Annotated in this window: 19 protein-coding genes; 14 read left to right on the plus strand and 5 right to left on the minus strand. The window is 73.8% G+C overall.

Annotated features, from left to right (window positions below; translation table 11 throughout):
* The first annotated feature begins 62 nt into the window (after positions 1 to 62).
* Complete coding sequence (locus RMN57_RS36825; RefSeq protein ID WP_313767653.1) at positions 63 to 719, plus strand: RNA polymerase sigma factor; 657 nt, start codon at positions 63 to 65, stop codon at positions 717 to 719.
* Complete coding sequence (locus RMN57_RS36830; protein ID WP_313767654.1) at positions 716 to 1,846, plus strand: CU044_5270 family protein; 1,131 nt, start codon at positions 716 to 718, stop codon at positions 1,844 to 1,846. Before RMN57_RS36825 ends, RMN57_RS36830 begins: the two co-directional genes overlap by 4 nt.
* Before the next feature lie 139 nt (positions 1,847 to 1,985).
* Here RMN57_RS36830 and RMN57_RS36835 read toward each other — a convergent pair whose 3' ends face one another.
* The 3 genes from RMN57_RS36835 to RMN57_RS36845 form a co-directional block, all read right to left on the minus strand.
* Complete coding sequence (locus tag RMN57_RS36835; RefSeq protein WP_313767655.1) at positions 1,986 to 3,236, minus strand: hypothetical protein; 1,251 nt, start codon at positions 3,234 to 3,236, stop codon at positions 1,986 to 1,988.
* 194 nt (positions 3,237 to 3,430) lie between these two features.
* Positions 3,431 to 4,072 (minus strand): hypothetical protein, encoded by a 642-nt coding sequence (locus RMN57_RS36840; protein ID WP_313767656.1) that lies wholly within the window; start codon positions 4,070 to 4,072, stop codon positions 3,431 to 3,433.
* 256 nt (positions 4,073 to 4,328) lie between these two features.
* Entirely contained in the window at positions 4,329 to 4,898 is a 570-nt protein-coding gene (locus tag RMN57_RS36845) for a DUF664 domain-containing protein (RefSeq protein ID WP_313767657.1), read from the minus strand.
* 212 nt (positions 4,899 to 5,110) lie between these two features.
* Between RMN57_RS36845 and RMN57_RS36850 the strand changes: the two genes are divergently transcribed.
* The 11 genes from RMN57_RS36850 to RMN57_RS36900 all read left to right on the plus strand — a co-directional run bounded on the left by RMN57_RS36850 (position 5,111) and on the right by RMN57_RS36900 (position 20,131).
* Positions 5,111 to 6,478 carry a hypothetical protein gene (locus tag RMN57_RS36850; protein ID WP_313767658.1) on the plus strand — a complete coding sequence of 456 codons (1,368 nt, stop codon included), beginning with the start codon at positions 5,111 to 5,113 and terminating at the stop codon, positions 6,476 to 6,478.
* Positions 6,479 to 7,125: 647 nt separating this feature from the next.
* Positions 7,126 to 8,814 carry an amino acid adenylation domain-containing protein gene (locus RMN57_RS36855; RefSeq protein ID WP_313767659.1) on the plus strand — a complete coding sequence of 563 codons (1,689 nt, stop codon included), beginning with the start codon at positions 7,126 to 7,128 and terminating at the stop codon, positions 8,812 to 8,814.
* 170 nt (positions 8,815 to 8,984) lie between these two features.
* Positions 8,985 to 9,227, plus strand: a complete 243-nt coding sequence (locus tag RMN57_RS36860) for an acyl carrier protein (protein WP_313767660.1) — start codon at positions 8,985 to 8,987, stop codon at positions 9,225 to 9,227.
* Positions 9,224 to 10,666 (plus strand): FAD-dependent oxidoreductase, encoded by a 1,443-nt coding sequence (locus RMN57_RS36865; RefSeq protein WP_313767661.1) that lies wholly within the window; start codon positions 9,224 to 9,226, stop codon positions 10,664 to 10,666. Before RMN57_RS36860 ends, RMN57_RS36865 begins: the two co-directional genes overlap by 4 nt.
* Before the next feature lie 238 nt (positions 10,667 to 10,904).
* Complete coding sequence (locus tag RMN57_RS36870; RefSeq protein WP_313767662.1) at positions 10,905 to 12,632, plus strand: class I adenylate-forming enzyme family protein; 1,728 nt, start codon at positions 10,905 to 10,907, stop codon at positions 12,630 to 12,632.
* A 208-nt stretch (positions 12,633 to 12,840) separates the two neighbouring features.
* Entirely contained in the window at positions 12,841 to 14,301 is a 1,461-nt protein-coding gene (locus RMN57_RS36875) for a lysine 2,3-aminomutase (protein WP_313767663.1), read from the plus strand.
* Positions 14,298 to 15,329 carry a hypothetical protein gene (locus tag RMN57_RS36880; protein ID WP_313767664.1) on the plus strand — a complete coding sequence of 344 codons (1,032 nt, stop codon included), beginning with the start codon at positions 14,298 to 14,300 and terminating at the stop codon, positions 15,327 to 15,329. Before RMN57_RS36875 ends, RMN57_RS36880 begins: the two co-directional genes overlap by 4 nt.
* Positions 15,326 to 16,591, plus strand: a complete 1,266-nt coding sequence (locus RMN57_RS36885; protein WP_313767665.1) for an AMP-binding protein — start codon at positions 15,326 to 15,328, stop codon at positions 16,589 to 16,591. The genes RMN57_RS36880 and RMN57_RS36885 overlap by 4 nt, the downstream gene beginning before the upstream one ends.
* Positions 16,588 to 17,880 (plus strand): MFS transporter, encoded by a 1,293-nt coding sequence (locus tag RMN57_RS36890; RefSeq protein ID WP_313767666.1) that lies wholly within the window; start codon positions 16,588 to 16,590, stop codon positions 17,878 to 17,880. The genes RMN57_RS36885 and RMN57_RS36890 overlap by 4 nt, the downstream gene beginning before the upstream one ends.
* Entirely contained in the window at positions 17,877 to 18,788 is a 912-nt protein-coding gene (locus RMN57_RS36895; RefSeq protein ID WP_313767667.1) for an SDR family NAD(P)-dependent oxidoreductase, read from the plus strand. Before RMN57_RS36890 ends, RMN57_RS36895 begins: the two co-directional genes overlap by 4 nt.
* 89 nt (positions 18,789 to 18,877) lie before the next feature.
* The gene (locus RMN57_RS36900; RefSeq protein WP_313767668.1) at positions 18,878 to 20,131 is read left to right on the plus strand and encodes a phenylacetate--CoA ligase family protein; all 1,254 of its coding nucleotides are present in this window, start codon (positions 18,878 to 18,880) and stop codon (positions 20,129 to 20,131) included.
* 21 nt (positions 20,132 to 20,152) lie between these two features.
* Here the strand turns inward: RMN57_RS36900 and paaI are convergent, their stop codons facing one another.
* Positions 20,153 to 20,548 carry a hydroxyphenylacetyl-CoA thioesterase PaaI gene (gene paaI / locus RMN57_RS36905; protein ID WP_313768085.1) on the minus strand — a complete coding sequence of 132 codons (396 nt, stop codon included), beginning with the start codon at positions 20,546 to 20,548 and terminating at the stop codon, positions 20,153 to 20,155.
* Between the two features lie 267 nt (positions 20,549 to 20,815).
* A complete protein-coding gene (locus RMN57_RS36910) occupies positions 20,816 to 22,048 on the minus strand; it encodes a cytochrome P450 (RefSeq protein ID WP_380237511.1) in 1,233 nt (410 codons plus the stop codon).
* A 124-nt stretch (positions 22,049 to 22,172) separates the two neighbouring features.
* On the opposite strand from RMN57_RS36910, the gene RMN57_RS36915 reads away from it, so the two are divergent.
* Positions 22,173 to 22,769, plus strand: a complete 597-nt coding sequence (locus RMN57_RS36915) for an HD domain-containing protein (RefSeq protein ID WP_380237509.1) — start codon at positions 22,173 to 22,175, stop codon at positions 22,767 to 22,769.
* The last annotated feature ends 20 nt before the right edge of the window (positions 22,770 to 22,789 follow it).

The raw sequence follows: 22,789 nt of genomic DNA on the forward strand, positions 1-22,789 counted from the left end.
GCCGCGCCCGGGTGTGGCGCGGCTCACAGGGAACCCGGCGGAGGGTGCGGACAGGGGTGGGCATGGAACTGTCACAACGGGCGCGCCTGCGCGCCGGGGACCAGGATGCGCTCGGGGAGCTCTTCGACGCCCACGCCCAGGCCGTGTACGGCTACGCGCTCCGCACCCTGGGGGACTGGGCGGCCGCGGAGGACGTGGTGTCGCTGACCTTCCTGGAGGCCTGGCGGCTGCGCGAGCGCCTGGAGCCCGGCGACGAGAGCCTGCGGCCGTGGGTGTTCGGGATCGCCACCAACGTGCTGCGCAACACCGCGCGGGCGGCCCGCCGGCACCGGGCCGCGATGGCGCGGTTGCCCGAGCGGGAGGCCGCGCCGGACTTCGCCGACGAGCTGGTGACCCGCCTCGACGACGGTGCCCAGCTCGCCGCGGTGCGGCGCGCGCTGGCGAGCCTGCGCCGGACCGAGCGCGAGGTGTTCCGGCTCTGTGTGTGGATGGGGCTCGACTACGCCTCCGCCGCCGAGGCACTCGGCATCCCGGTCGGTACCGTCCGCTCCCGTCTTTCGAGGGCCCGGACCCGGCTGAAGTCGCTCACCGAAGCCGAACTGGCGAATCGCCGGGAGAGCCGGGAGGGCGGGGACCGCCGGGAACTCGCGGTGGCCACCGGACAGGTAGGGGGTGGCGGCCTGAAGGCCGCCCGGTCGATGCAGGGGGACATCCGATGAACGACTCGCAGGAGACGCTCGCCGCCGACCGCCACCGGTTGCTGAGGGAGCACGTGATGAGTGAGATCGCCGCAGAGGCTGCGCGGGGCACGGAGGCGAAGGCGCCGCGGTCACGGCGCCGGCTGGTGTGGCTGGTGGCGTCGCCGGTCGCGGTGGGGGCGGTCGCCGCGGTGACCCTGGTCGTCCCGGGGGGCCACGAGAGCGGTTCCGGCCCGGCCGGCCCGGGCACGCCGACCGTGTCCGTGTCCTCGGCCGCCACGACGCCGGCGTCCCCGACCACGTCGGCGTCGCCGTCCGCGACCGCATCGGCGTCCGGGACGGCGTCGGCATCCCCGACCGTGGCGCCGACGGACGCCGCCGGCCTGCTGGCGCAGGCGGCCAGGGCCGCCGCGAGCCGCCCGGACCCGCACGCGAAGAACGGCCAGTTCACCTACCAGCGGCTGCTCCAGGACGGGGATCTGGAGTCGCGGCGCGAGCGGAGGATGTGGTTCTCCGTCGACGGCCGGTCCGAGGGCCTGATCGTCGACCCCGGGATGCCCGGGCCGCAGGGCGGCGATCGGAACCCGTGGCCCGCCCCGCTGGGCAAAGCGGAGGGAGCGCCGCGGGAGGCGAGCTTCAGCACCCAGACCTATGCGTTCCTCGCCTCCCTGCCCACCGACCCGGAAGGGCTGCTGCAGGCGCTGCTCAACGCCGACCGCTCCAAGATGGTGGCGGGGATGCCGATGACCAAGGAGCTGCGGTACCAGATCGCCTTCGGCGACGTGCAGATGGCGTTCATGAACGTCACCGCGCCGCCGGCCGTCCAGGCGGCGCTCATGCAGGCGGCCGCGAAGCTCCCCGGTACCTCGGTGGTCGCAGACGAGGTCGACGCGGCGGGCCGGCACGGCGTCGCGGTGGTCGGCATGAACGGCACCATGCGGGTGTCGCTGATCTTCGACACCACCACCGGCGCGTTCCTCGGCGTGCGGGAGGTTCTGCTCAAGGATCTCCCGCCGGTCGGTGCCGACGGCCTCCCGCCCGTGGGCGAGCCGTCGCCGGGGGCGAACAAGGGCAAGGGCTACACCCACTCCTCGGCCGTCTTCGAGGCGGGCATCGTCGACCACGCGGGGGACGGGCTGAAGGGCTGAGCCGGTCGGGAGCCGCGCCCCGCGCGAGCGGGCCTCGCGCGGGCACGGGCTCCGTATGAGCCGGCCTCGACACGGGCCGGGCAGGTGCAGCCGGGGGGCCGCACCTGCCCGGTCCGCCTGCTCGGCGCGCGTGGGGCGATCAGCTGTCCTGGGCCAGGCTCTTGATCTCCTCGTAGTCCATGCCGAGCTCGTTGAAGATCTGGATCTGCGACTCGGTCATACCGAGGCCGCGGAGCTCCTTGACCTGGGCGTCGGTCAGCGGCTTGCCAGGGCCGGGCCCGATGCCAGGCCGCGGGCCGGGGCCGGGGGAGCCGTCCTCCTCCGCCGCCGCCTCGCCGAGCGCGAGCACGACGTTCTGCAGGTCCTTCTCGGAGACCGTGACGGCACCGGCGGGCGCCTGCACCACCGGGGCGGACTGGTTGAACGCCAGCTTCACCGGGAACGCCGCGCCCGGTCCGGCCTCGGGCTCCAGCTGGGCGAGGTCGAAGGTGGCCGAGGCGAACCGGCCGTCCTTCAGGTACAGGTCGACCCCGATCGCCTTGTCGGGCACGTCCGCCGGGGCCGCGGCCGGAAGCCTGCCGAACTGCCCGGGGAACTTCGCGGACAACGGCTCGACGGCGCCCAGCACCCCGTCGATCAGCTTGCGGGCCGGGGCGCTCATCAGGACGTGCTCGGCGCCGTCCTTCCTCCCCTTGTCCTCGAAGGTGACGGTCCGGGAGAAGACGTCCTTCAGCGATTCGGTCAGCTGCGCGGCGGAGTTGGGGTCCAGGGGCGGCCGCCCGGTCGGAGCCGGGGACTTGGCCCGGTCGGACTTCTTGGCGGAGTCGGCGAGCTCCTGGAGGTCGAGCGCGATCCACTTCCCCGCCAGCACGTCCCTGACCGCGCCCAGCTCGTCGGGCAGCTCCCGGCCGACCTCGTCCACCTGGGCCGGGTCCTCACCGACCAGCTTCACCAGGCCCTTGGCGTCGGCCCGCAGGTACGCCTTCGCGTCGACCTGGCGGTACTCGAGCAGCGCGGTGCCCTTCCGGTCGGCCAGCACGTAGGAGACGCGCAGCGACCTGTCCGGCGCGGCACCCACGGGGCCACCGGCGCCCGACGCGTCCTTGAAGGCGCTGCTCTCCTTGAGCGGCTTGTCGGAGGCCATCGCGACGGAGATGCTCAGGCCGGAGACGGCCTCGGCGCTCCGCTGCTCGATCTCGTCGCCGGTGGCCTTGCCGTACGCGACGATCTGCTCGGGAGACGCCTCCACCGACACCGTCAGCCCGGCGGAGGTGCTCGCACCGAGCCTGTCCAAGGCCTTGGAGACCTTCTGGGCGGCCGAGAGCTGCTCGACCGTTCCGCAGGCAGTCAGACCCGCGGCGAGGACGGACGCACTGACGACGACGGGCACGGTGCCGCGCGCGGCCCTGCGGATGGCGGTGTCGATGAGATGTCTCCTGTGTCACGTGACCGGTGTGCGGACGGCCCGAACCCGGCACTGCGGCGCCCGGCGCCGAGTGACCACCATGTGATCACATGTTCGACGGGAGGGTACACGAATTTCCGCGCCGCCCGGAACGCTCGGCGGCTCCCCGCGAAGGCCCGCTATTCCGGGCGGGTCGCCCCTCCGGCGGGGGCCGCTGCACGGGCCCGGGTGCGCGCCCAGAGCCATCCGAGCGCACCCGTCAGCGCGGCCGCGGCGAGGGCGTACACCGGGAGCCAGAGCGTGGTCGTGGCGGAGAGGCAGACGTCGACGGCCTGGTGACCCGCGCGGTGCTGCGCGTAGGCCAGGGCCGCGCCGTCCTGGGACGCGAGGCCCCCGAGGGCGGCCTCGGTCTGCAGGCTCCCGTAGCGGCCCGCCTGCAGACACTCCTGACGCGTTCCCGGCATGGGGAACAGCCAGTCCCAGCGCTGCATCGCCGGTGCGAGCGCGAGCGCCACGCAGAGGCCCACCACCAGCGAGTAGGCCGCCAGGCTCCAGGCGTAGCCGGGCTGCCGGCCCGGGCACCGCCGTGGCACCCGGCCGAAGGACAGCACCACGGCGAGGAGCGTGACGCCGAGGTACGTGGAGAACCACTGCCACGAGCCCTGTGCGAAGGAGAAGGCCAGCACCACGCCGAGCGCCGTCCCCAGGACGCCGGCGTTACCGGCGGCCGCCGCCCGCGCCCCGGCCCCGCCCTCGGCCCGCGCCCCGGCCTCGTCCTTCGCCGGCCCACCGCCGGCGCTGCGCGCGTCGTCTCCGGTCACCCGCCCTCTCCCGCCTGTCGTGGGGCGACCAGCCTCCCGCGCGCACCCGCGGCCGAGCCCGGGCACCACACCGGCGCAGCCCCGACCCCACCCGCTCGGCCCAGCTCCGGCGGGCTCGGACGCGGTACCGGGTCCGACGCGGCCCTGACCCCGGACGGGGCGCGGGGCCGACCGGGGCGTGGGGCCGACCGGGCGCGCAGTCCGCGGCTCGCGGCCGCACAGTCGATGCCGAGGCCGGGCCCTCAGGACGTGGGTGTCACTGGCCGACCCGTCCGTCGATGCACTCGCGCAGGAGGTCGGCGTGGCCGCAGTGGCGGGCGTACTCCTCGACCCGGTGCACCAGCAGCTCCCGGATCGCGATCCCGTCCTTCCCCACCCGTTCGCCCAGGTCCGCGAACGCGGCCAGCGCGGCGTCCGTCGCGGCCTGCTCGCGCTCCAGATCGGCGTACGCTGCGTCGACCACGGCCTGGTCGGCGACGGCGTCCTCGAAGTCCGCGTCGCGCCGGCCGTACAGCTTCGGCAGCCGCTCGCCGTCGTGGAGCCAGTTGCGCCAGTCCCGTTCCACCTCGGCGAGGTGGCGGACGAGGCCGAGCAGCGACATCGTCGACGGCGGGACCGAGCGGCGGGCGAGCTGTTCGGCGTCCAGGCCCTCGCACTTCATCCGCAGAGTCATCCGATAGTTCGTCAGGAAGTCCTGCAGGGTGGGGAGCTCTCCGTCCGGACTGACCCCCTCGCTGTTGCGGGGGTCGTCGTCGGGGTCGGTCCACATGTCGGGGTAGACGGTCGCCTGGGTCCATCGCTCGGGTGCGTCAGTCATGCGCGCCATGATCGCCCGGTGTGGAACGGGCCGCCAGCGGATTTCGCGGGGGAGGCTCCCGGGGTGGGATGGTCGGAGTCGTCCCACTGACCCGAACTGATGCTCGCTGCCGCTCAACTGGCCATCTCTGCAGGGAGTTTACCCCTCGTCGTCGGCTGGGTACGGAAGCCGTCGCCCGTCCGGGGACAGGCCCCGGGTACCGGGAAGGGGAGGGCTCCCGCATGCGTGGGAAACGTGAGCAAGGGATCCGGACGTACGGGGATCGAGGTCGCCGGGTCCGGGCCAGGGCGGCCGCGTTACTGGCCGTCGTCGTCATGGCGTTCTGCGGACTCCAGCAGAGCGCCCAGGCAGTGCCGGTCCGCGGCTACACGGGCTGGTCGATCCTCATGTGCAAGGTCTCGGACAACGCGTCCGAACCGCACACCGCCGGCTGGCTGAGGAACTTCTTCACCGACTCCGGTGCCGGCACCGGAGGCATGTACGACTACTTCAACAGCATCTCGGCCGGCGCCGTGCAGATCCGCAACTCCAATGCCGCCGGCTGGTACACGATGCCGTACACCCTGGCCCAGGAGCAGGGCCGGGACCGGTGGACCCGTTTCCAGGACTGCGTCAACGCCGCAAAGGCCGGCGGGTACACCGTCCCCGCCGGGCACCGCACGATCGTCGTCACCAACGTCGGGATCGACTGGTGGGGCGCCGGCGGCGCGATCTACCTGGACGGCACCGGCCTCGGCTCCGTCTCCGTGGCCCACGAGATGCTGCACGGCTACGGCCTCGGCCACTCCTTCTCCAACGACACCAGCTACCGGAACGCCCCGTGGTCCGCGCCGGGCGAGTACGACGACCCGTGGGACGAGATGAGCGCCGCCAACGTCTACGGCTCGGGCACCGGCGGCACCTACGGCAACGCCCAGCCCGTCGGCCTGGTCGGCTACCAGCTCGACAAGCTCGGCTGGGTGGACCACGGTCGGGTGGCCGTCGCCCCGGCCGGCTGGAGCAGCCACACCCTCACCTCGTTCCAGAGCGACGACGGCTCCCACCCGAAGCTCCTGCGGGTGCCGATCGGCTCCGACCCGTTCCACTACTACACCGTCGAGTTCACCCGGAAGCTCGGCTACTCCGCGGGCATCCCGAACGACGTGGTGCTGATCCACGAGATCGTCAACGGCACGCCGTACCTGCAGCGCACCCTGGACGGCGGCGCCAGGCTCCCCGTCACCTCGCTGAACGCCAACGGCGACTCGATCTCGACCTCGATCAGCGGAGGCACCGCGACCGTCACCGTCTACTCGGCCACCTCGGTGGCGATCTACGGCCCCAACACCTGCGTCTCCGGGTACGTCTGGCGCGACGGCGACTTCCGCGACTACACCTGCGTGGCCCCGGCGACCCGCAGCCAGGCCGCCGCCGACAACGCCGCCCGGTACAGCCGGTGGGTGTCCGGGCCGTACGGGCCGCACACCTGCATCTCCGGCTACGTCTGGCGGGAGGCCTGGCCCGGTGACGACGTCTGCGTGACGCCCGCCGTCCGCTCCCAGGCGTCTGCGGACAACGCGGCCGCGCCTTCCCGCGTCCTGCACCCCTGATCCGCCCCAGGGTCAACTGCAGGGTCCACGACAGGATCCGCGGCGGCTGCTCACGGTAGAGCACCGCGGTCGACCGGCCCCGGTACCGCGCTCACGCGGTGCCGGGGCCGGTCGCTGTTCGCTTGCCGACGGGCGGGCGACGGCCGGCCGGCGGGTGGCGGCCGAGGGCGTGCCGGACGCTCAGGTGCTCCAATCGTCCGGCGAGCCGTTCACCGGGTGCCCGCCCGGCTGCGGGACGTGGAACGAAAACGCCGTCGGCGATTACGGCCGTCAGGCTCCGGGAGTGGGAATCCCTGCCCTGTTTCGGCATGAGGAACCGGCGCCGTTCCGGTACGCAGCGGTTCCGGGTCGGCGTGGAGGTGGTGATGTCCCTCCGAATTCCCGGAAACGCCGGCGGAATGTGAATCGTGCACACATCACCGGCGGGGGAATTCGGGGCGGCACGCACTGGTCGTCTCCGTCTCGTCACTCTTCGTGGTCTCTTGAGTCGCAGCAGTCCGTCCTGACGGACTCTCTCTCGTTCACATGTCAACCACACATCCTTGAAGCGACATCCTCAACAGCCATTGTGGCTACGCATGTTCGAAGGTAGAGTCCCGGCTCGCCGAGCACCGACAAGGGCTCGCACGGCATTCTTTGGGGCGGGCATGACAAAGAACCGCAACATCCACGGAGCCAGTTCCGACTTGATTGACGCGTTCACGGAAACCGTGCGCCGATATCCGGAACGGGCGGCGATCGTCCACCACGGGCGCGCCCTGAGTTATCGCCAACTCGACACGTTGGCACGTATGACGGCCGACCGGCTCGGCGCCGGCCCGGGAGTCGTCGCCGTTCCGGCGGTGCACCTGCCGGAGACGGTGGTCGGGCTGCTCGGTGTGCTGGCGGCCGGGGGCGCGTACTGCCCGGTCGACCCGGCGTTTCCGCCGCAGCGCCGACAGGCGATGCTGGCCGCGGTGGGGTGCCGGACCGGTCTGGCCGCCGCCACCGGGCCGGACGGCGGGCGCGGGGTCGACGACGGACCCCGTGTGGACGACGGGCGCGGGGCCGACGAGCAGCTCCTTCCGGGCGGCCTCGACCTGGTCGAACTGCCGCGATTAGCCGCTGCGGAGGCGGCGCCGCCGCCGTCCGAGCCGCCTCCAACGGTGCACGCGGTGGAGCCGGAGCAGCCGGCCTACCTCCTCTTCACGTCGGGTTCGACCGGGCAGCCGAAACCCGTCGTGACGCCGCGCCGGGCGATCTCCGCGGTCGTCGCCTCGCTGCGCGGGCTGTTCGGCCTGACACCGGACGACCGGGTGCTGCAGTTCGCCTCGCTGAACTGGGACACCTGCTTCGAGGAGATCCTGCCGACCCTCACCGCGGGGGCCGCTCTCGTCCTCGATGCCGAGGCGCACTCCGGGTCGTTCCCGCGGTTCCTGCGGATGGTGGAGCGCGAGCGGATCACCGTCCTGGATCTGCCGACCGCGTTCTGGCACGAGTTGGTGCTGCACCTCGCCGAGGAGCGGCGCACCCTCCCCGACTCCGTCCGGCTGCTGGTGATCGGCGGCGAGGCGGCCAACCCGGCCCGGCTCGCCGACTGGGCGGCGCTGGACACCGGCCGGATCCGGCTGCTCAACACCTACGGCTCCACCGAGACGACGCTGATCACCCATGCGGTCGATCTGCACGGGCCGCAGGCGCCCGGGCGGGAGCGGCCGTGGGCGGTCGGCGACCGGGTGCCGATCGGGCGGGCGCTGCCGCACGTCCTCGAACGGCTCGGCGAGCAGGACGAGCTGCTGATCGGCGGGCCCGCGGTGGCGCTCGGGTACCACGGGCTGCCGGAGGCCACCGCGGCACGGTTCATCGAAGCCGAGGGCGACGCCGACACCGCCGGCGTGGGCGAGAGCGGGAATGAGGGCGCCCGGGTCCGCTGGTTCCGTACCGGCGACCGGGTGAGCCGTGCTCCGGACGGCGTCCTCACCCACCAGGGGCGGCTGGACGGCGAGGTGAAGGTCCGCGGCATCCGGGTCGACCCGGCCGAGGTCGAGGCGGAGATCGCCGGACACCCCGGCGTCGCGGCGGTCGCCGTGTCCGGGGCGACGGTGGCCGGCCGCTCGGCGCTGGTTGCCTACGTGGTGCCGCGCCCGGGCACTGCCGCCGGCACGCTGGACGCCGACCTCCGGGCCCACCTGGGCGGCCGGGTGCCCGGTCACCTCATGCCCAGCCGGATCACCGTCGTTCCGGCGCTGGTGCTCACCGCGAGCGGCAAGGTCGACCGCGCCGGCTCGCACCGCCGCTACGCGGCGAACGGATCGGGCTCCGGGCAGACCCCCGGCGCCGCCCCGGTCACTTCCTAGGCGGGCAAGCCCGCCCGACGGCCACCGAGCCGTCGGTAAGGCCGCGGGGCGGACGCGCCCCGGACGGTCGGGCCGCCCCCGTCGCCAGGCCCGCCCTGCTCGGGGCCTGCCCATCCAGACCCGCCACCAGGTGCCCCACAGGTGCACCCGTAGGTCAAAGGAGCGCATTGATGAGCAGCGTTGACACCACATCCGCCGATGTCGAGGGCGTGGCGGAGATCTTCCGCCGCGTCCTGGAGAGCAGTGACGTCGAGCCGGACTCGGACTTCTTCCTCCTCGGCGGCGACTCCCTGATCGCCACCCGCGTGCTGAGCGCCGTCGCCCGTACCTACGGCGTCGAGCTGACCTTCGACGACTTCGCGCTCGCGCCCACCCCGGCCGGCCTCGTCCGGCTGATCGCGACCGCCGGATGAGCGCCGGGGACCGCGCCGCCGTCGCCTCGGCCGTCGCCTCGGCGGTGGTCATCGGGGGCGGGGCGGCCGGGCTGACCGCCGCGACCGGGCTCGCGGCCCGCGGGGTCGAGGTCACCGTGCTGGAGGCGCGCGAGCGGGTCGGCGGCCGGACGCACGGGATCGAGGTCGCGCCCGGCGAGTGGGTCGACGCCGGAGCCGCCTACCTCGGCGACCGGCACACCGAACTCCTGGACATCCTCAAGGAGTTGGATCTCGCCACCACGCCGACCACGATGGCCGGCGCCAGCCGCTTCGCCCTCGCCCGCGCGGACGCGGGCCCGGACGCCGCCCCGGACGCAGACCCCGACGCCAACCCGGCCGGGCGCGGCGACGGGAGCGTCACCCGGGACGGCCGCTTCCCGCCGCTCAACGCCGTGGCGCTCGGGGACCTCTTCGACCGGCTCGCCGAACTCACCGCCACCGTACGGCCGGAGGCGCCATGGCTCACCCCGGAGGCCGCCCGGCTGGACACCCTGACGGCCGCCGAGTGGGCCGCGCGGGAGCTCTCCCACCCGGACGCCCGGCTCTTCTTCCCGCTCTTCCTGGGCGAGATGATGGCCGCCGACCCGGCCGACGTCTCCGTCCTCCACATGGCCTTCTACCTGCGCTCGGGCGGCGGACTGCGCTATCTCAACGCCTTCGAGGGCGGCGCCCAGCAGGACCGGGTGGCCGGCGGAGCGCACCTGCTCTGCGAGCGGTTGGCCACCCGGCTGACGGCCTCGCCGTACGGACGGCTCCGGCTCGGTGAGCCGGCCCTGGCGGTCCACCAGGACGCCGACGGGGTCACCGTCCGCACGGCGCGGGGCGAGTACCGGGGGGACGTCGCGGTGGTGGCGCTGCCGCCGCTGCTCGCCGACGCCCTCGACCAGCACCCCGCACCGCCGGCTCCCCGCGCGGGGGAGCGGACCGGGCGCGGCTGCGCGGTCAAGCTCCACCTGGTCTACCCGGCACCGCTCTGGCGCGAGCACGGGCTCTCCGGCTGGTCGGTGAACGCCGAGGGACCGCTGCTCTCCACGGTCGACGACTCGCCGTCCGGCACGGGCGCCGGCGTGCTCACCGGCTTCGTCACCGGGGCCGAGGCGCACCGGTTCGCGGCCCTCGATCCGGCGCAGCAGCGTGCCGCGGCGGTCGCGCAGGCCGCCCGGCTGTTCCCGATGCTCCCCGCGCCGATCGGCTTCCACGTCACCGACTGGGTCAACGAGCCGTACAGCAGGGGCTGTTACGCCGCGCTGTTCGGTCCCGGCGACTGGCTGCGGCTCGGTCCGGAGCTGACCGCCCCGCACGGCCGGGTGCACTGGGCGGGCACCGAGACCAGCACCGAGTTCTTCGGGTTGCTGGAGGGTGCGGTCCGCTCCGGCCGCCGCGTCGTCGCGGAGATCCTCGCCCGCCCGGCGGGCTGAGCCCCGGAGCCTGAACCGCCCCCGGACCGGGCTCCGTCCGCACGACCAGCCCCACTCACACCACCGCGTGCGGGACCGCCGCACGGAGACCACCGTGCGCGGACCGCCGCGCGTGCACCGGTGGACGGCCGGGCACCGAGCGCCGGATCGCCCTGCCCCACCCCGCAGTTGAGCCCGTCCGGCCGCCTGCTCCACCGGAGCCGGCCGCGAGCCACCCCTTCACGATTGCGAGACCCCGATGAGCGAGCAGCTTTCCCACCAGAGTCCCGTCGCGCCCCTCGCCGCCCGCGAGCGGCTGATGGCCGAGCCCGACCTCGGCGCCGGCAACTTCCTCGACCACGCGATCGCCGTGAACCCCAACCGTGCGGTCCCCTTCGCCTACAGCCACCACACCGACCACCGCGGCGCCGTCGTGCTGCGCGGCCACAGCCTGCTCGACCTCGCCGCCCTGCGCGACCGGTACGCCGCCTGGTACCACGCCAACGGCGTGCGCCCCGGCGAGCCGGTGGCCGTGGTGATCGCCGAGGGCCTGGAGCCGCTGCTGCACTTCCTCGCGCTGACCGCGCTGGGTGCCGTCCCGGCGCTGGTCAACGACGCCATGCGGCACGACGTGATGGTGCGCTACCTCAACCACGTGGGCGTGGTCGGCGTGGTCGCGGACGACACCACCCGCCTGGCCGCCGCCTACCGCCAGGACCCGCAGCGCCGGCCGCGGTTCCTCGCGCTCGCCGCCGAGGTGCAGTCCTTCGACGCGGACGCCTCCGACGGGCTGCCCGAGGCGTACCCGTACCGGCACGCGGCGGACGACGTGGTCGCGCTGATCCACTCCTCCGGCACCACCGGCACGCCCAAGTCGACGATGCTGGCGCACCGGCAGTTCTGGGACGGCAAGCAGCCGCGCATGGTGCGTTTCCCGGCCGAGCCGTACGACCGGCTGATGTCGCTGATGCCGCACACCCACGCGGGCGGCCTGAGCTACTTCCTCACCGCGACCCTGCTGGGCCTGCCGACGGTGGTGATGGCCGACTGGCGGCGCCCGGTCGTCGAGCCGGTGATGGAGGCGTTCCAGCCGACGATGGTGGCGTCCTTCCCGCGCACCTTCGTCGAACTCGCCACCGGGGAGCTGCCGGTGCAGGGCGCCGCCAAGGTGCACTCGTGGTTCAACACCGGCGACAGCGCGCACTACGGGCACATCCGCCGGCTGGTCCAGCTAGGGGAGCGGCCGGCCGGGCTGATCCGGCCCTGGCTGCTGCCGCGTGAGAAGGCCGAGCAACCCGCTCTCCCCGGTTCGCAGTTCGTCGACGGGCTGGGGTCCTCCGAGATGGGCATGGCCCTGTTCGGCCAGGTGACCACGCCGGAGAGCGCGCGGGACGACCGCTGCGTCGGCAAGCCGCTGGAGGTGGTCCGCCGGGCCGCCGTCCTCGACCAGGACGGCGCGGAGCTCCCGGACGGCACGGTCGGACTGCTCGCGGTGGACACGCCCTCGCGCACCCCGGGCTACTGGAACAACGCCCGGCTGACCAGCAGCTTCGAGCTGGCCGGCTACTGGCTGACCGGGGACGTCGCCCGGCGTGACGCCGAGGGCCGCTTCTACCACCTGGACCGCACGGTGGACGTCATCGACACCGCGGCCGGCCCGGTCTACAGCCTGCCGATCGAGGAGGTGTTGCTCGCCGACTGCGCCGAACTGGTGCGGGACTGCTCGGTGATCGGTGTCCCCGGCGCGGCTGGTGAGGTCCAACGGCCCATTGCGGTGGTTCAGTTGCAGGCGGCCGCGGAGGCCGCCGGCGTGCGCGCCGAGGACGTCCTGGAGGCCGCGAACAAGGCGCTGGCCGGCGCCGGCCTGGCCACGCTGGCCGCCGTCCGGATCGCCCGCACGGCGGAGGAGTTCCCGCTGGGGCCGACCGGCAAGGTGCTCAAGCGCGAACTGCGCACCCGCTTCGCGACCCTCTTCGCCGGCCAGTAGCGCCCGGATGGACCGCCCCGAACCCATGCGCCCGGAACCCGCGCGCCCGGAACCCGCGCGCCCGGAGTCCCCGCGCCCGGAGTCCAAGCGCACCGAAACCGCCCGTCCCGATCCCGCCCGTCCCGATCCCGCCCGTCCCGATCCCGCCCGTCCCGAGCCGCCGCGCTCCGAACTCCCGCGCGCCGAACTCCCGCGCAGCGAAACGCCGATGGGCGCCGCGCGGCCCCGGCAGCCGTACCAGTACGTCCGGACGGTGCTGGTGGAGCCGGACTGGCGCCGGCTGCCGGGCTGGCGCGGCGTGACCGAGGCCCAGTGGCGCGACGCGCAGTGGCAGCGGGCGCACTGCGTCAAGAACGCCCGGCAGCTGCGGGCCGTCGTCGGCGACCTGCTGACCGACGCCTTCTACGGGCAACTTGCCGCTGATCAGGCCGAGTTCGCGACCATGTCGATGCTGCTGCCACCGCAGATGCTGAACACCATGGCCGCCGACGCCCCGACCGAGCGGCACGCCTTCACCGCGGCCTTCCTGGCCGACCCGGTACGCCGCTACATGCTGCCGGTGCGCGCCGACCGGCACCCGCGGTGGCCCAGCCACCCCAAGGCCGAGCGCGACTCGCTGCACGAGGCGCAGATGTGGGTGGTGGAGGGGCTGACCCACCGCTACCCGACCAAGGTGCTGGCGGAGCTGGTCTCCACCTGCCCGCAGTACTGCGGGCACTGCACCCGGATGGACCTGGTCGGCACGTCCACGCCGCAGGTCACCAAGGCCAAGCTGGTGCTGCGGCCGGTCCACCGGCAGGAGCTGATGCTCGACTACCTCAAGCGCACGCCCAGCGTGCGCGACGTGGTCGTCTCCGGCGGTGACCTCGCCAACGTCCCCTGGCCGCAACTGGAGTCCTTCCTGCTGCGGCTGCTGGAGCTGGAGACCGTGCGGGACATCCGGCTGGCCAGCAAGTCGGTGGTCGGCCTGCCGCAGCACTGGCTGCAGCCGGAGGTCCTCGAAGGCGTCCACCGGGTGGCCGAGGTGGCCGCCCGGCGGGCCGTCAACCTGGCCGTGCACACCCACGCGAACCACGTGCGGTCGGTGACCCCGCTGGTCGCCGAGGCGGCCCGGGCGCTGCTGGAAGCGGGCGTGAGGGACGTACGCAACCAGGGCGTGCTGATGCGCGGCGTCAACGCCACCCCCGACGACCTGCTCGACCTCTGCTTCGCCCTGCAGGGGGAGGCGAACATCCTGCCCTACTACTTCTACCTCTGCGACATGATCCCCAACGCCGAGCACTGGCGCACCAGCGTCCACGAGGCGCAGCGGCTCCAGGAGGCGATCATGGGCTACCTCCCCGGCTACGCCACCCCGCGGCTGGTCTGCGACGTGCCGAACCTCGGCAAGCGCTGGGTGCACCAGGCGGTCGGGTACGACCGCGAGCGCGGCATCTCGTACTGGACCAAGAACTACCGCACCGAGCTGGAGGTCCGCGCCGCCGGCGGGACGCCGCTGGAGCGGCGCCACCCGTACTACGACCCGGTGGACACCCTCCCGGAGGCCGGCCGCCGCTGGTGGTCCGAACAGACGACCGCCCAGACCGCCCGAACCGCCCCGACCGCGCTGGCCGTCCCGGCGCCACGGCCCGCCCCGACCCCGCAGACCACCCCGGAAGGAGCACGGTGAACCCCACCAGCCCCGCCCACGACCCCGGCCCGCTGCGCCGGATGTGCTGGATCTTCCCCGACCGCGAGTCCACCCGGATGACCGCCACCTGGCACCACTTCTTCTGGGACCTCTACGCGGAGACCGCCGAGGAGCTGGGCCTCACCTGGTGCCGGCACGCACCCGACGCGGTCACCGTGGACGCCACCGACCCGGCCCGGCCGGTGGTCTACGTCGACGAGGAGCCGGTGACCCCGCAGGACACCCTCTTCATCACCGCGCTCTACTCGCTGCCCTACCAGGCGATGGACATCTTCAACCAGTACGCGCTCTACGCCGTGCTCGACCAGGCCGGCTTCTACCTGCCGTTCCCGCCGCACATCTCCCTCATCGGCAACGACAAGCTCGCCACCGTACTGCACCTGGCCGACTCCCCGGTGCCGCCGATCCCGACGGTGCGGATCGGCACCGGACGCGACATCAGCAAGCACCAGTACGAGGTCGCGCTCGGCAACCTCACCTACCCGGCCATCGTGAAGCCGTCCGGCTGGTGCGGCGGCGGCGGGATCAACCTCGCCCGCGGACCGGAGGACATCCGCGGCCTGGCCAGCCTCGCCCAGGGCGGCGACACCACGCTAGTCGCCCAGCCCTACCTCGGTGACGGCACCGTCGACTACCGGGTCTACGTGGTCGACGGCCGCCCCTACGCGGTGATGAAGCGGATCCCCGAACCCGGCTCGCCGGTCGCCAACGCCAGCCGCGGCGGGGCGATGGAGTTCCCGCCCGTGCCGCCCGAACTGGCCGAGGCCACCGGCTACTTCGCCGAGAAGCTGGGCATCCCGTTCTTCTGCGTCGACTTCCTGTACGACGGCGAGCGGTACTGGTTCTCGGAGCTGGAGCCGGACGGTGTGATCGCCCCCGACTGGTCCGACCCCGACCGGACCCTCCAACGGGACATCACCCGCGCCCGGTTCACCGCCTACCGCGACGGCCACGCCAAGTGGCTCACCGACCAGACCCCCACCACCCCACGGACGGACCCGCGATGACCGACGCGTTCTCCCTCCCGCCCGAGGCCGCCGAGCCGCACCTGTCCGTCGCCGCCCGTGCGCTCGGCCTGCTGCGGACGGTGCCCGCGCTCGCCCCGCGCTACGCCGACCGGCCCGCCGACCTCACCACCCTCGACGAGCTGGCCGCCCTCCCGCCGCTGGTCAAGGACGACCTCAACGTCGCCCTCGCCCACCTGGAGCCGCGCGCCGCGACCGGCGCCACCTGGCTGTTCCAGAGCGGCGGCTCCACCGGAGCCCCCAAGGTCGGCTACGCGCCCACCGGCTTCTACATGGCCGGGGTGCACGCCCACTGGCAGCCGCTCGACCGCGACGACACCTTCGTCAACGCCTGGGGCGCCGGCCGGATGTGGGGCGCACACTTCCTTGCCGCCGCGCTGGCCGACCTGGCCGGCTGCCGGGTGATCGCGCTGGGCTCGGTCACCCGGGAGGAGTACGGCGACTGGCTGGGCTTCCTCGCCGACCAGCGGGCCACCGCGATCGGCGGAACGCCCAGCGTGCTGCGGCTCTGGTTCGCGCACGCCCGCGCCGCCGGCCTGAAGCTGCCGGCCCTGCGCAAGGTGCTCTGGCTCGGCGAGGCCTGGCAGCCGCAGCTCGCCGAGGACATCGCGGCCGTCGCACCGCAGGCCCGCCGCTGGGGCATGTTCGGCTCCACCGAGACGTGGGTGGTCGGCACCAACACCCCCGACTGCCCGGCGGACACCTTCCACCCGCTGCCCGAACAGCTGGTCCACGTCGGCCCGGACGGCCTGCTGGACTTCACCACCCTCAACCCCGAGATGCTCAACCCCGTCCTGCGCTACCGCACCGGCGACGCGGGGGAGTTGACCAGCTGCCCGTGCGGGCGGCCGGGACGGGCGATGCGCGTACTGGGCCGGCGCGACAGCGTCGTCCAGGTCCGCGGCCTCGGCCTGCACGTGGACGAGCTGGTCGCCCGGGCCGAGCGGGAGCCCGGCGTCTCCCGGGCCCAGGTCGTGATCACCGAGCACGGCGGCCGGGCCACCGGCGTCGACGTGCTGCTGCTCACCCACGGCAGCGGCGGACCGGGCACCGCCGGCGAGGCCGCCGTCGACACGGCCCGGCTGCGCACCGAGCTCCTCTCCGCGACCTTCACCCTCAGCACCGCCTTCCAGCACGACCCGGAGAACTTCCGGGTCCGCGCGGTCGAGGAGCTGGTCAGCAACGACCGCACCGGCAAGACCGCCGGTTTCGTGGTCCGCGCGGCCGACGAGGAGGACGCGTGAAGGCCGGGCGCCCCGCCGACCTGGGGCGCGGCTTCAACCTGTTCTGGGCCGGACAGACGGTCAGCGTGGTCGGCGACCGGGTCACCGTCTTCGTCGTCCCCACCCTGATGATCTTCGTCCTGCACGCCTCCGCCCTCCAGGTGGGCATCGTGGCGATGGCCCAGTACCTCGGCATCCCCCTGCTCGGGCCGGTGGCCGGCGTCCTCGTCGACCGCTGGAACAAGCGCCGGACCATGCTCGCCTGCGACCTGATCCGGCTGGCCGCCGTCGCCGTGATCCCGGTCGCCCACTGGCTGGACGTCCTCTCCACCCCGCTGCTGTTCTGCTGCGTCGCCGTGATCAGCGGGGCGACCATCTTCTTCAACATCGGCTACCTCATCGCGGTGCCCGCCGTGGTGGAGGAGGACCAGATGGTCCGCGCCTACTCCCGGCTGGAGGGCAGCGGCTCGGTCGCCGAGGTCGCCGGCCCCTCCATCGCCGCCGCCCTCTACAGCGCGCTCGGCGTGGCCGCGCTGCTGGTGGACGCCGCCAGCTACCTGGTCTCCGCCGCCTGCTTCCGCTACATGAGCCCGTGGGGCGAGCGCGCGGTCGTCGAGGGCACCGTCTGGGACCGGCTGACCGCGGGCTTCCGGCTGAACTGGTCCGACCCGGTGCTGCGCCGCGTGGTGCTGGCGGCCGTCACCCTCAACTGCGGCGGACCGGTCTTCGTGACCGTGCTGCCCGTCCTCGCCTACCGCGGCCTGGACGTCTCGGTCGGCGTCTTCGGCGCCGCCATGTCCGTCGGCGCGGTCGGCGCACTGGCCGGCGCCGTGGTCGCCCCGCGGATCAGCGCACGGTTCGGCCTGGGTCGCACGCTCGCCTGGTCCCTGCTGCTGCACTGCCTGGTCGGCCTCGGCGTGCTGGCCGCGCCCGCGCTGCCGGCCGGGCCCGTCATCGCCGTGACCATGGGCTGCTACGGCTTCTTCATGTCCTGCATCAACGTCTGCAGCGCGCCCACCCGGCAGTCCCGGATGTCCGCCGAGCACCAGGGCGTGATGCACGCGGCGTTCCGCACCGTCACCTGGGGCGTGATCCCGCTCGCGGCCCTGGTCGGCGGCCTCGCCGTCTCGGCCCTCACCGGCCCCCTGGGCATCCTGGACGCCGCCCGCTGGACCATGGTCGGCGGCACCCTGCTGGCCGCCTGCTCCTTCCTGCCCGCGCTCGGCATCCAGGCTCGCCTCGACGGCGCCGAGCGGGCACGGAAGCAGCCCGCCGACCCGGCGCCCGAGCTGACGGAGACGGCGCCGTGAGCGCCGGTCCGGAGGGCGCCGCGAGCGCTGACCGGGACGGCGCCACGAGCGGCCGGGTCGTCCTGATCACCGGCACCTCCTCCGGCATCGGCCTGGCCACCGCCGTCGCGGCCGCCCGGGCCGGCTTCACCACCGTCGCCACCCTGCGCGACCCGGCCCGCGCGGGGGCGCTCACCGCGGCCGCGGCCCGGGCCGGCGCCACCCTCGACGTCCGCCCGCTCGACGTCACCGACCCCGCCTCCGTGGCCGCCTGCGTCGACGGCGTCGCCGAGACCCACGGCCGCCTCGACGCGGTGGTCAACAACGCCGGCGTCTCCAACTTCGACCCCACCCTGGAGATGTCCACGATGGACGCCCTGCGGGCCAACCTGGAGGTGAACTTCTTCGGCGTCATCGCCGTCAGCCGCGCCGCCCTGCCAATGCTGCGCGCCTCCGGCGGCCGGCTGGTGACCATCGGCAGCGTCCACGGCGTCGTCGGCCAGCCCTTCAACGAGGCCTACTGCGCGGCCAAGTTCGCCGTCGAGGGATTCATGGAGAGCCTCGCCCCGGTCGCCGCGGCCCACGGCGTCCGAGTCTCCGTCGTCGTCCCCGGCTTCGTACCGGACACCGAGTTCGGCGTCTTCCCGGACATCAACCGCAGGACCATCGAGGCCGCCTCCGGCCCCTACGCGCCCACCTTCGCCGACTACCTCGCCTGGGTCGGCGGCCAGGGCTGGGAGGCGGCCGGACAGCCGGCCCGCGAGGTCGCCGAGGTGGTCGTCCGCACCCTGCGCGCCGAACGGCCGGCCTTCCGCGTGCCCACCAACGACTGGGCCGCCGCCTACCTGGAACAGAAGCTCGCCGACCCGGACGGCGCCGCCGTCCAGACCCTCGCCCGCACCTGGATCGGCCGCCCCGAGTCCAGCTGAACCCGCCCGCCGGGACCGGCCGCTCCGCGTCCGGCCGCCCCGCCCGGATCGGTCGTCCCGAATCCGGCCGCCCCACCGAGGAGAGCCCCGTGCCCGCCAAACCGCTGCCCGAGCTGGTCGACTTCGCCCGGCGCAACTCGCCCTTCTACGCCGAGCTCTACCGGGACCTGCCCGCCCGCGTCGAGCACCTCCACCAGCTCCCCGTCATCGAGCAGACCGCCTTCTGGGCCGCCAACTCCTGGCCGGACAACCGGTTGCTCACCGGTCCGCTGACGGACGCCGGCGTCTACAAGACCGGCGGCACCACCGGCGTCCCGAAGTTCTCCCCCTGGACCCGCACCGAGCACGCCGACTCGGTGACCGCCTTCGGCGCCGGCCTCGTCCAGGCCGGCCTGCGCCCCGGCCACCGGGTGGCCAACCTCTTCTGCGCCGGCGAGCTGTACGGCGGCTTCCTCTACATCGAGAACGCCCTGCACCACGCGCCCGTCGACAACGTCCGGCTCCCGGTCGCCGCCGCCCCCGACGCCTACGTGGCCGCCCTGATCGAGGACTTCGGCGTCGACGTGCTGGCCGGCGAGCCGATGAAGCTCAGCTCCGTCGCCGAGCACCTGGTCAAGCACGGCAAGGCCGCCGAACGCGTCGAACTGCTGCTCTTCGGCGGGGACCTGCTCTTCGCCGACCTGCGCCCGATCCTCGCCCGGGCCTTCCCCAGGGCGGCCGTCGCCTCGATCGGCTACGCCTCGGTCGACGCCGGCCTGGTCGGCGCCCCGGTGCCCGGCGACGACGTCCGGGTGCACGAGGCGTTCGCCCACCGCACCGTGGTGGAGCTGGTCGACGACGTCACCGGTGAGCCGGTCACCGCGCCCGGCACGGCCGGCCGGGTGGTCGTCACCAACCTGTTCCGCACCCTGATGCCGATCCTGCGCTACCCGACCGGCGACCGCGCCGAGTGGATCGACGGCGAGTGCCGGCGGTTCCGGCTGGTCGGCCGGTCGGTCGAGGGCGCCCGGGTCGGCACCGTGGCCATGCCGACCGAGGAGATCCGCGACGTCCTGGTCGCCAACGACCCGGACCGGGCCATCTCCGGCATGCAGCTGGTCCAGCGCCGCTGGGACGGGAAGGACGGTCTGATCCTCCGGCTCGGCTGCACCGAGGAGCCCCCGCCGGGGCTGGGGGAGCGGCTGGTCGAGGCGGTGTACCGGGCCCGCCCGCTCTACCCCGAGGAGGTCGCCGCCGGCGCGATCCACCACCTCGGCGTCGAGTGGGTGCCGCGCTCCGGGCTCACCACCAACCCGCGCACCGGCAAGCTCCAGCAGGTCGTGGACGAGCGCCCGCCGGCCTGATCGGCGGACGGCGGGTGGCGGTCAGCCGGTGTGCGGCCTCCCCGCGAGCATCACGCTCTGCCCGCGGAACTCCGCGACCACCTTGGCCGCGGAGTTCCGCACCGTCACGTCGTAGACCCCGTTCCGCCCGGACCGGACCCGCTCCACCGCCTCCGCGGTCAGCTCGTCCCCGACCGCCGCCGGAGCCAGGAAGGTGACCTGCGCCGCCTGAGCGACCGTCACCGGACCGTAGCTGTTGCAGGCGTAGGAGAACGCCGCGTCGGCGAGCAGGAAGAGGTAGCCGCCGTGCGCGATGCCGTGGCCGTTCACCATGGCCGGGCCCACCGTCATGCGCATCCGCGCCCGCCCGGAGGACACCTCGTCGAGCACGATGCCCAGGCCCCGGCAGGTCTCGTCGCGCTCGTACAGCGCGGCCATCCGGGCGTTCAGCCCGGCCGCTCCCGCGGTCTGCGCGGCGTCGTGGTCCGTGCTGCCGCTGCTCGTGCCGCCGCTGTTCGTGCTGTCCGCGCCCATGACTTCCTGCTTCCCCCGGGAACAGCCCGAAACGGTCGGTGTGCCGCCCCACGTGCCGTGTGTGCCGCACGTGCCGCACGTGCGTCGTGCGGCGGCACACGCATTACACCGATCACCGTGACGGGCTGTCAACGGTCCCCGGGTGAACGCCGATCGCCTGGCCTGCCCGGCCTACGGGCGGTGCGCCGCCCGGTCGGGGCCGAGAGCGACCGGCAGCTCCTGGTGGCCGTTGGAGATCAGCGACTCCAGCGACCGCAGCCGGGTGCCGGGCGCGAAGGCGGCCTCGGGGAAGCGTTCGAAGAACAGCCGCAGCGCGACCTCGGCCTCCATCCGGGCCAGCGGTGCGCCGAGGCAGAAGTGGACCCCGTTGCCGAAGGCGAGATGGTCCTTGACGGCGCGCAGGGCGTCGAAGGCGTCGGCGTCCTCGCCGTGCACGGCAGGGTGGCGGCCGGCGGCGGCGTACGAGGCGAGGATCGCGTCGCCCCGCGGGATGGTCAGGCCGTCGGGCAGCTCGACGTCCGCGACGGCGTACCGGAGCGGCAGGTGCGCCACCGGGGCGCTGTGCCGCAGGCTCTCCTCGACGACGTCGCCCCACGAGGCCCGCCCGGCGCGGACGTGGTCGAGCTGACCGGGGTCGCCGAGCAGCGCCGTGAGGGCGTTGTCGATGAGGTTGACGGTGGTCTCGTAGCCCGCGGATATGACCAGCAGGAGCGTGTCGAGCAGCTCCTGCTCGGTCAGGGCGGTCCCGTCGCCCTCGGTGTCGCGGGCGGCGATCAGCAGCGAGGTCATGTCGTCGCCGGGCGCCGCACGCTTGGTGGCGCTCAGCTCGGCGAGCATCGCGTACAGCGCCTCGGTGTTGGCGTGGGCCTGCGCGGCGGTGAGAGTGGTGTCGAAGACGTTGTCGACGTTGCTGCGGAACTGGTGCTGCAGGTGCTCGGGCAACCCCATCAGGTGACTGATCACCCGGATGGGCAGCGGGTAGGCGAGGCGCTCGCGCAGATCGGCGGCCGCACCGGCGGGCATGGCGGCGAGCTCGTCCAGCAGGTCGGCGGCCATCTGCTCGATCCGCGGGCGCAGCGCCTGGATCCGCCGGGCGGTGAACGCGCCGCTCACCAGCCGGCGCAGCCGGCGGTGGTCCGGGCCGTACGCGGTGAACATGCTCCGCACCGCCACCCACAGCGCCAGCGGCCAGGTGCCGACCACCTCGGGCAGCTGCGGCCATTGCTGATGGGCGTCCTTGGAGACGCGCGGGTCCTTGAGCAGCGACAGCAGGACGGTCGGATCGGCGACCGCCCACGCCTGGACACCCAGGATGTCGACGCGGGTGGCGGAGCTGGTGTGCAGGACGGCGCTCTCGGCGTCACGGTCACGGCCGGCAGGATCGAGGACGAGCGGCGGATTCACGCGGGCTCCCTTCGGGTGCGGTCAGCAGCTCGTAGCGTTCTACGAACCCCCGCCCCGCGGAAGACCGCCTGCCCCGACCCTCCTCCCCTCCGCTTCGCGAACACCGGGTGGCTACCCTGACGCGGTGACAACCGTGAACGTACTGTCGATCGGCCTTGACGACACGCACGAGCCACCGCTTCGGCCGCTGCCCCGGGCGGTGGCCGAGCTGCTGCAACGGCTGGATGCTCCACCTCGCCTCGTCGCCCACCTGCGAGCCGTTCACGACGTCGCACGGCAACTCGTCGACCGGCTGGAGCAGCAGCACCCGGAGTTGCCCTTCGCCCGGGGCGCGGTGCTATACGGCGCGGCAACCCACGACATCGGCAAGATCCTCCACCCCGCCGAACTCTCCGGCCCCGGCGCGGAGCACGAGGAGGCCGGGCGAGAGCCGCTCGTCGAGCACGGGGTGAGTGCCGAACTCGCCCGCTTCGCAGCCACCCACGCCTCCTGGAACGCCCCGGGCGTCGGGATCGAGGACCTGATCGTGGGCCTGGCCGACAAGGTCTGGAAGAACAAGCGCGTCCCCGACCTCGAAGACCGCGTCGTGGCCGAGCTCTCCCGAGCCGGCGGGCGGCCCGCGTGGGAGGAGTACATGCACCTCGACGAAGTCCTCACACGTATCGGCGACGGCGCCGACGAGCGCCTGGCCTATCAGACCGCGGGTCGAGCGGATCCATGACGTCCTCAGGAGCCGGGTTA

This window comes from Kitasatospora sp. CM 4170, assembly GCF_032110285.1.
Classification (GTDB): Bacteria; Actinomycetota; Actinomycetes; order Streptomycetales; family Streptomycetaceae; genus Kitasatospora; species Kitasatospora aburaviensis.

Excerpts from the sequence above, each read along its gene's own strand:
- RMN57_RS36825 (WP_313767653.1), top strand. The coding sequence starts at position 63 with ATGGAACTGTCACAACGGGCGCGCCTGCGCGCCGGGGACCAGGATGCG.
- RMN57_RS36830 (WP_313767654.1), top strand. The coding sequence starts at position 716 with ATGAACGACTCGCAGGAGACGCTCGCCGCCGACCGCCACCGGTTGCTG.
- RMN57_RS36845 (WP_313767657.1), bottom strand. The coding sequence starts at position 4,898 with ATGGCGCGCATGACTGACGCACCCGAGCGATGGACCCAGGCGACCGTC.
- RMN57_RS36850 (WP_313767658.1), top strand. The coding sequence starts at position 5,111 with ATGCGTGGGAAACGTGAGCAAGGGATCCGGACGTACGGGGATCGAGGT.
- RMN57_RS36855 (WP_313767659.1), top strand. The coding sequence starts at position 7,126 with ATGACAAAGAACCGCAACATCCACGGAGCCAGTTCCGACTTGATTGAC.
- RMN57_RS36860 (WP_313767660.1), top strand. The coding sequence starts at position 8,985 with ATGAGCAGCGTTGACACCACATCCGCCGATGTCGAGGGCGTGGCGGAG.
- RMN57_RS36865 (WP_313767661.1), top strand. The coding sequence starts at position 9,224 with ATGAGCGCCGGGGACCGCGCCGCCGTCGCCTCGGCCGTCGCCTCGGCG.
- RMN57_RS36870 (WP_313767662.1), top strand. The coding sequence starts at position 10,905 with ATGAGCGAGCAGCTTTCCCACCAGAGTCCCGTCGCGCCCCTCGCCGCC.
- RMN57_RS36875 (WP_313767663.1), top strand. The coding sequence starts at position 12,841 with ATGGGCGCCGCGCGGCCCCGGCAGCCGTACCAGTACGTCCGGACGGTG.
- RMN57_RS36885 (WP_313767665.1), top strand. The coding sequence starts at position 15,326 with ATGACCGACGCGTTCTCCCTCCCGCCCGAGGCCGCCGAGCCGCACCTG.
- paaI (WP_313768085.1), bottom strand. The coding sequence starts at position 20,548 with ATGGCCGCGCTGTACGAGCGCGACGAGACCTGCCGGGGCCTGGGCATC.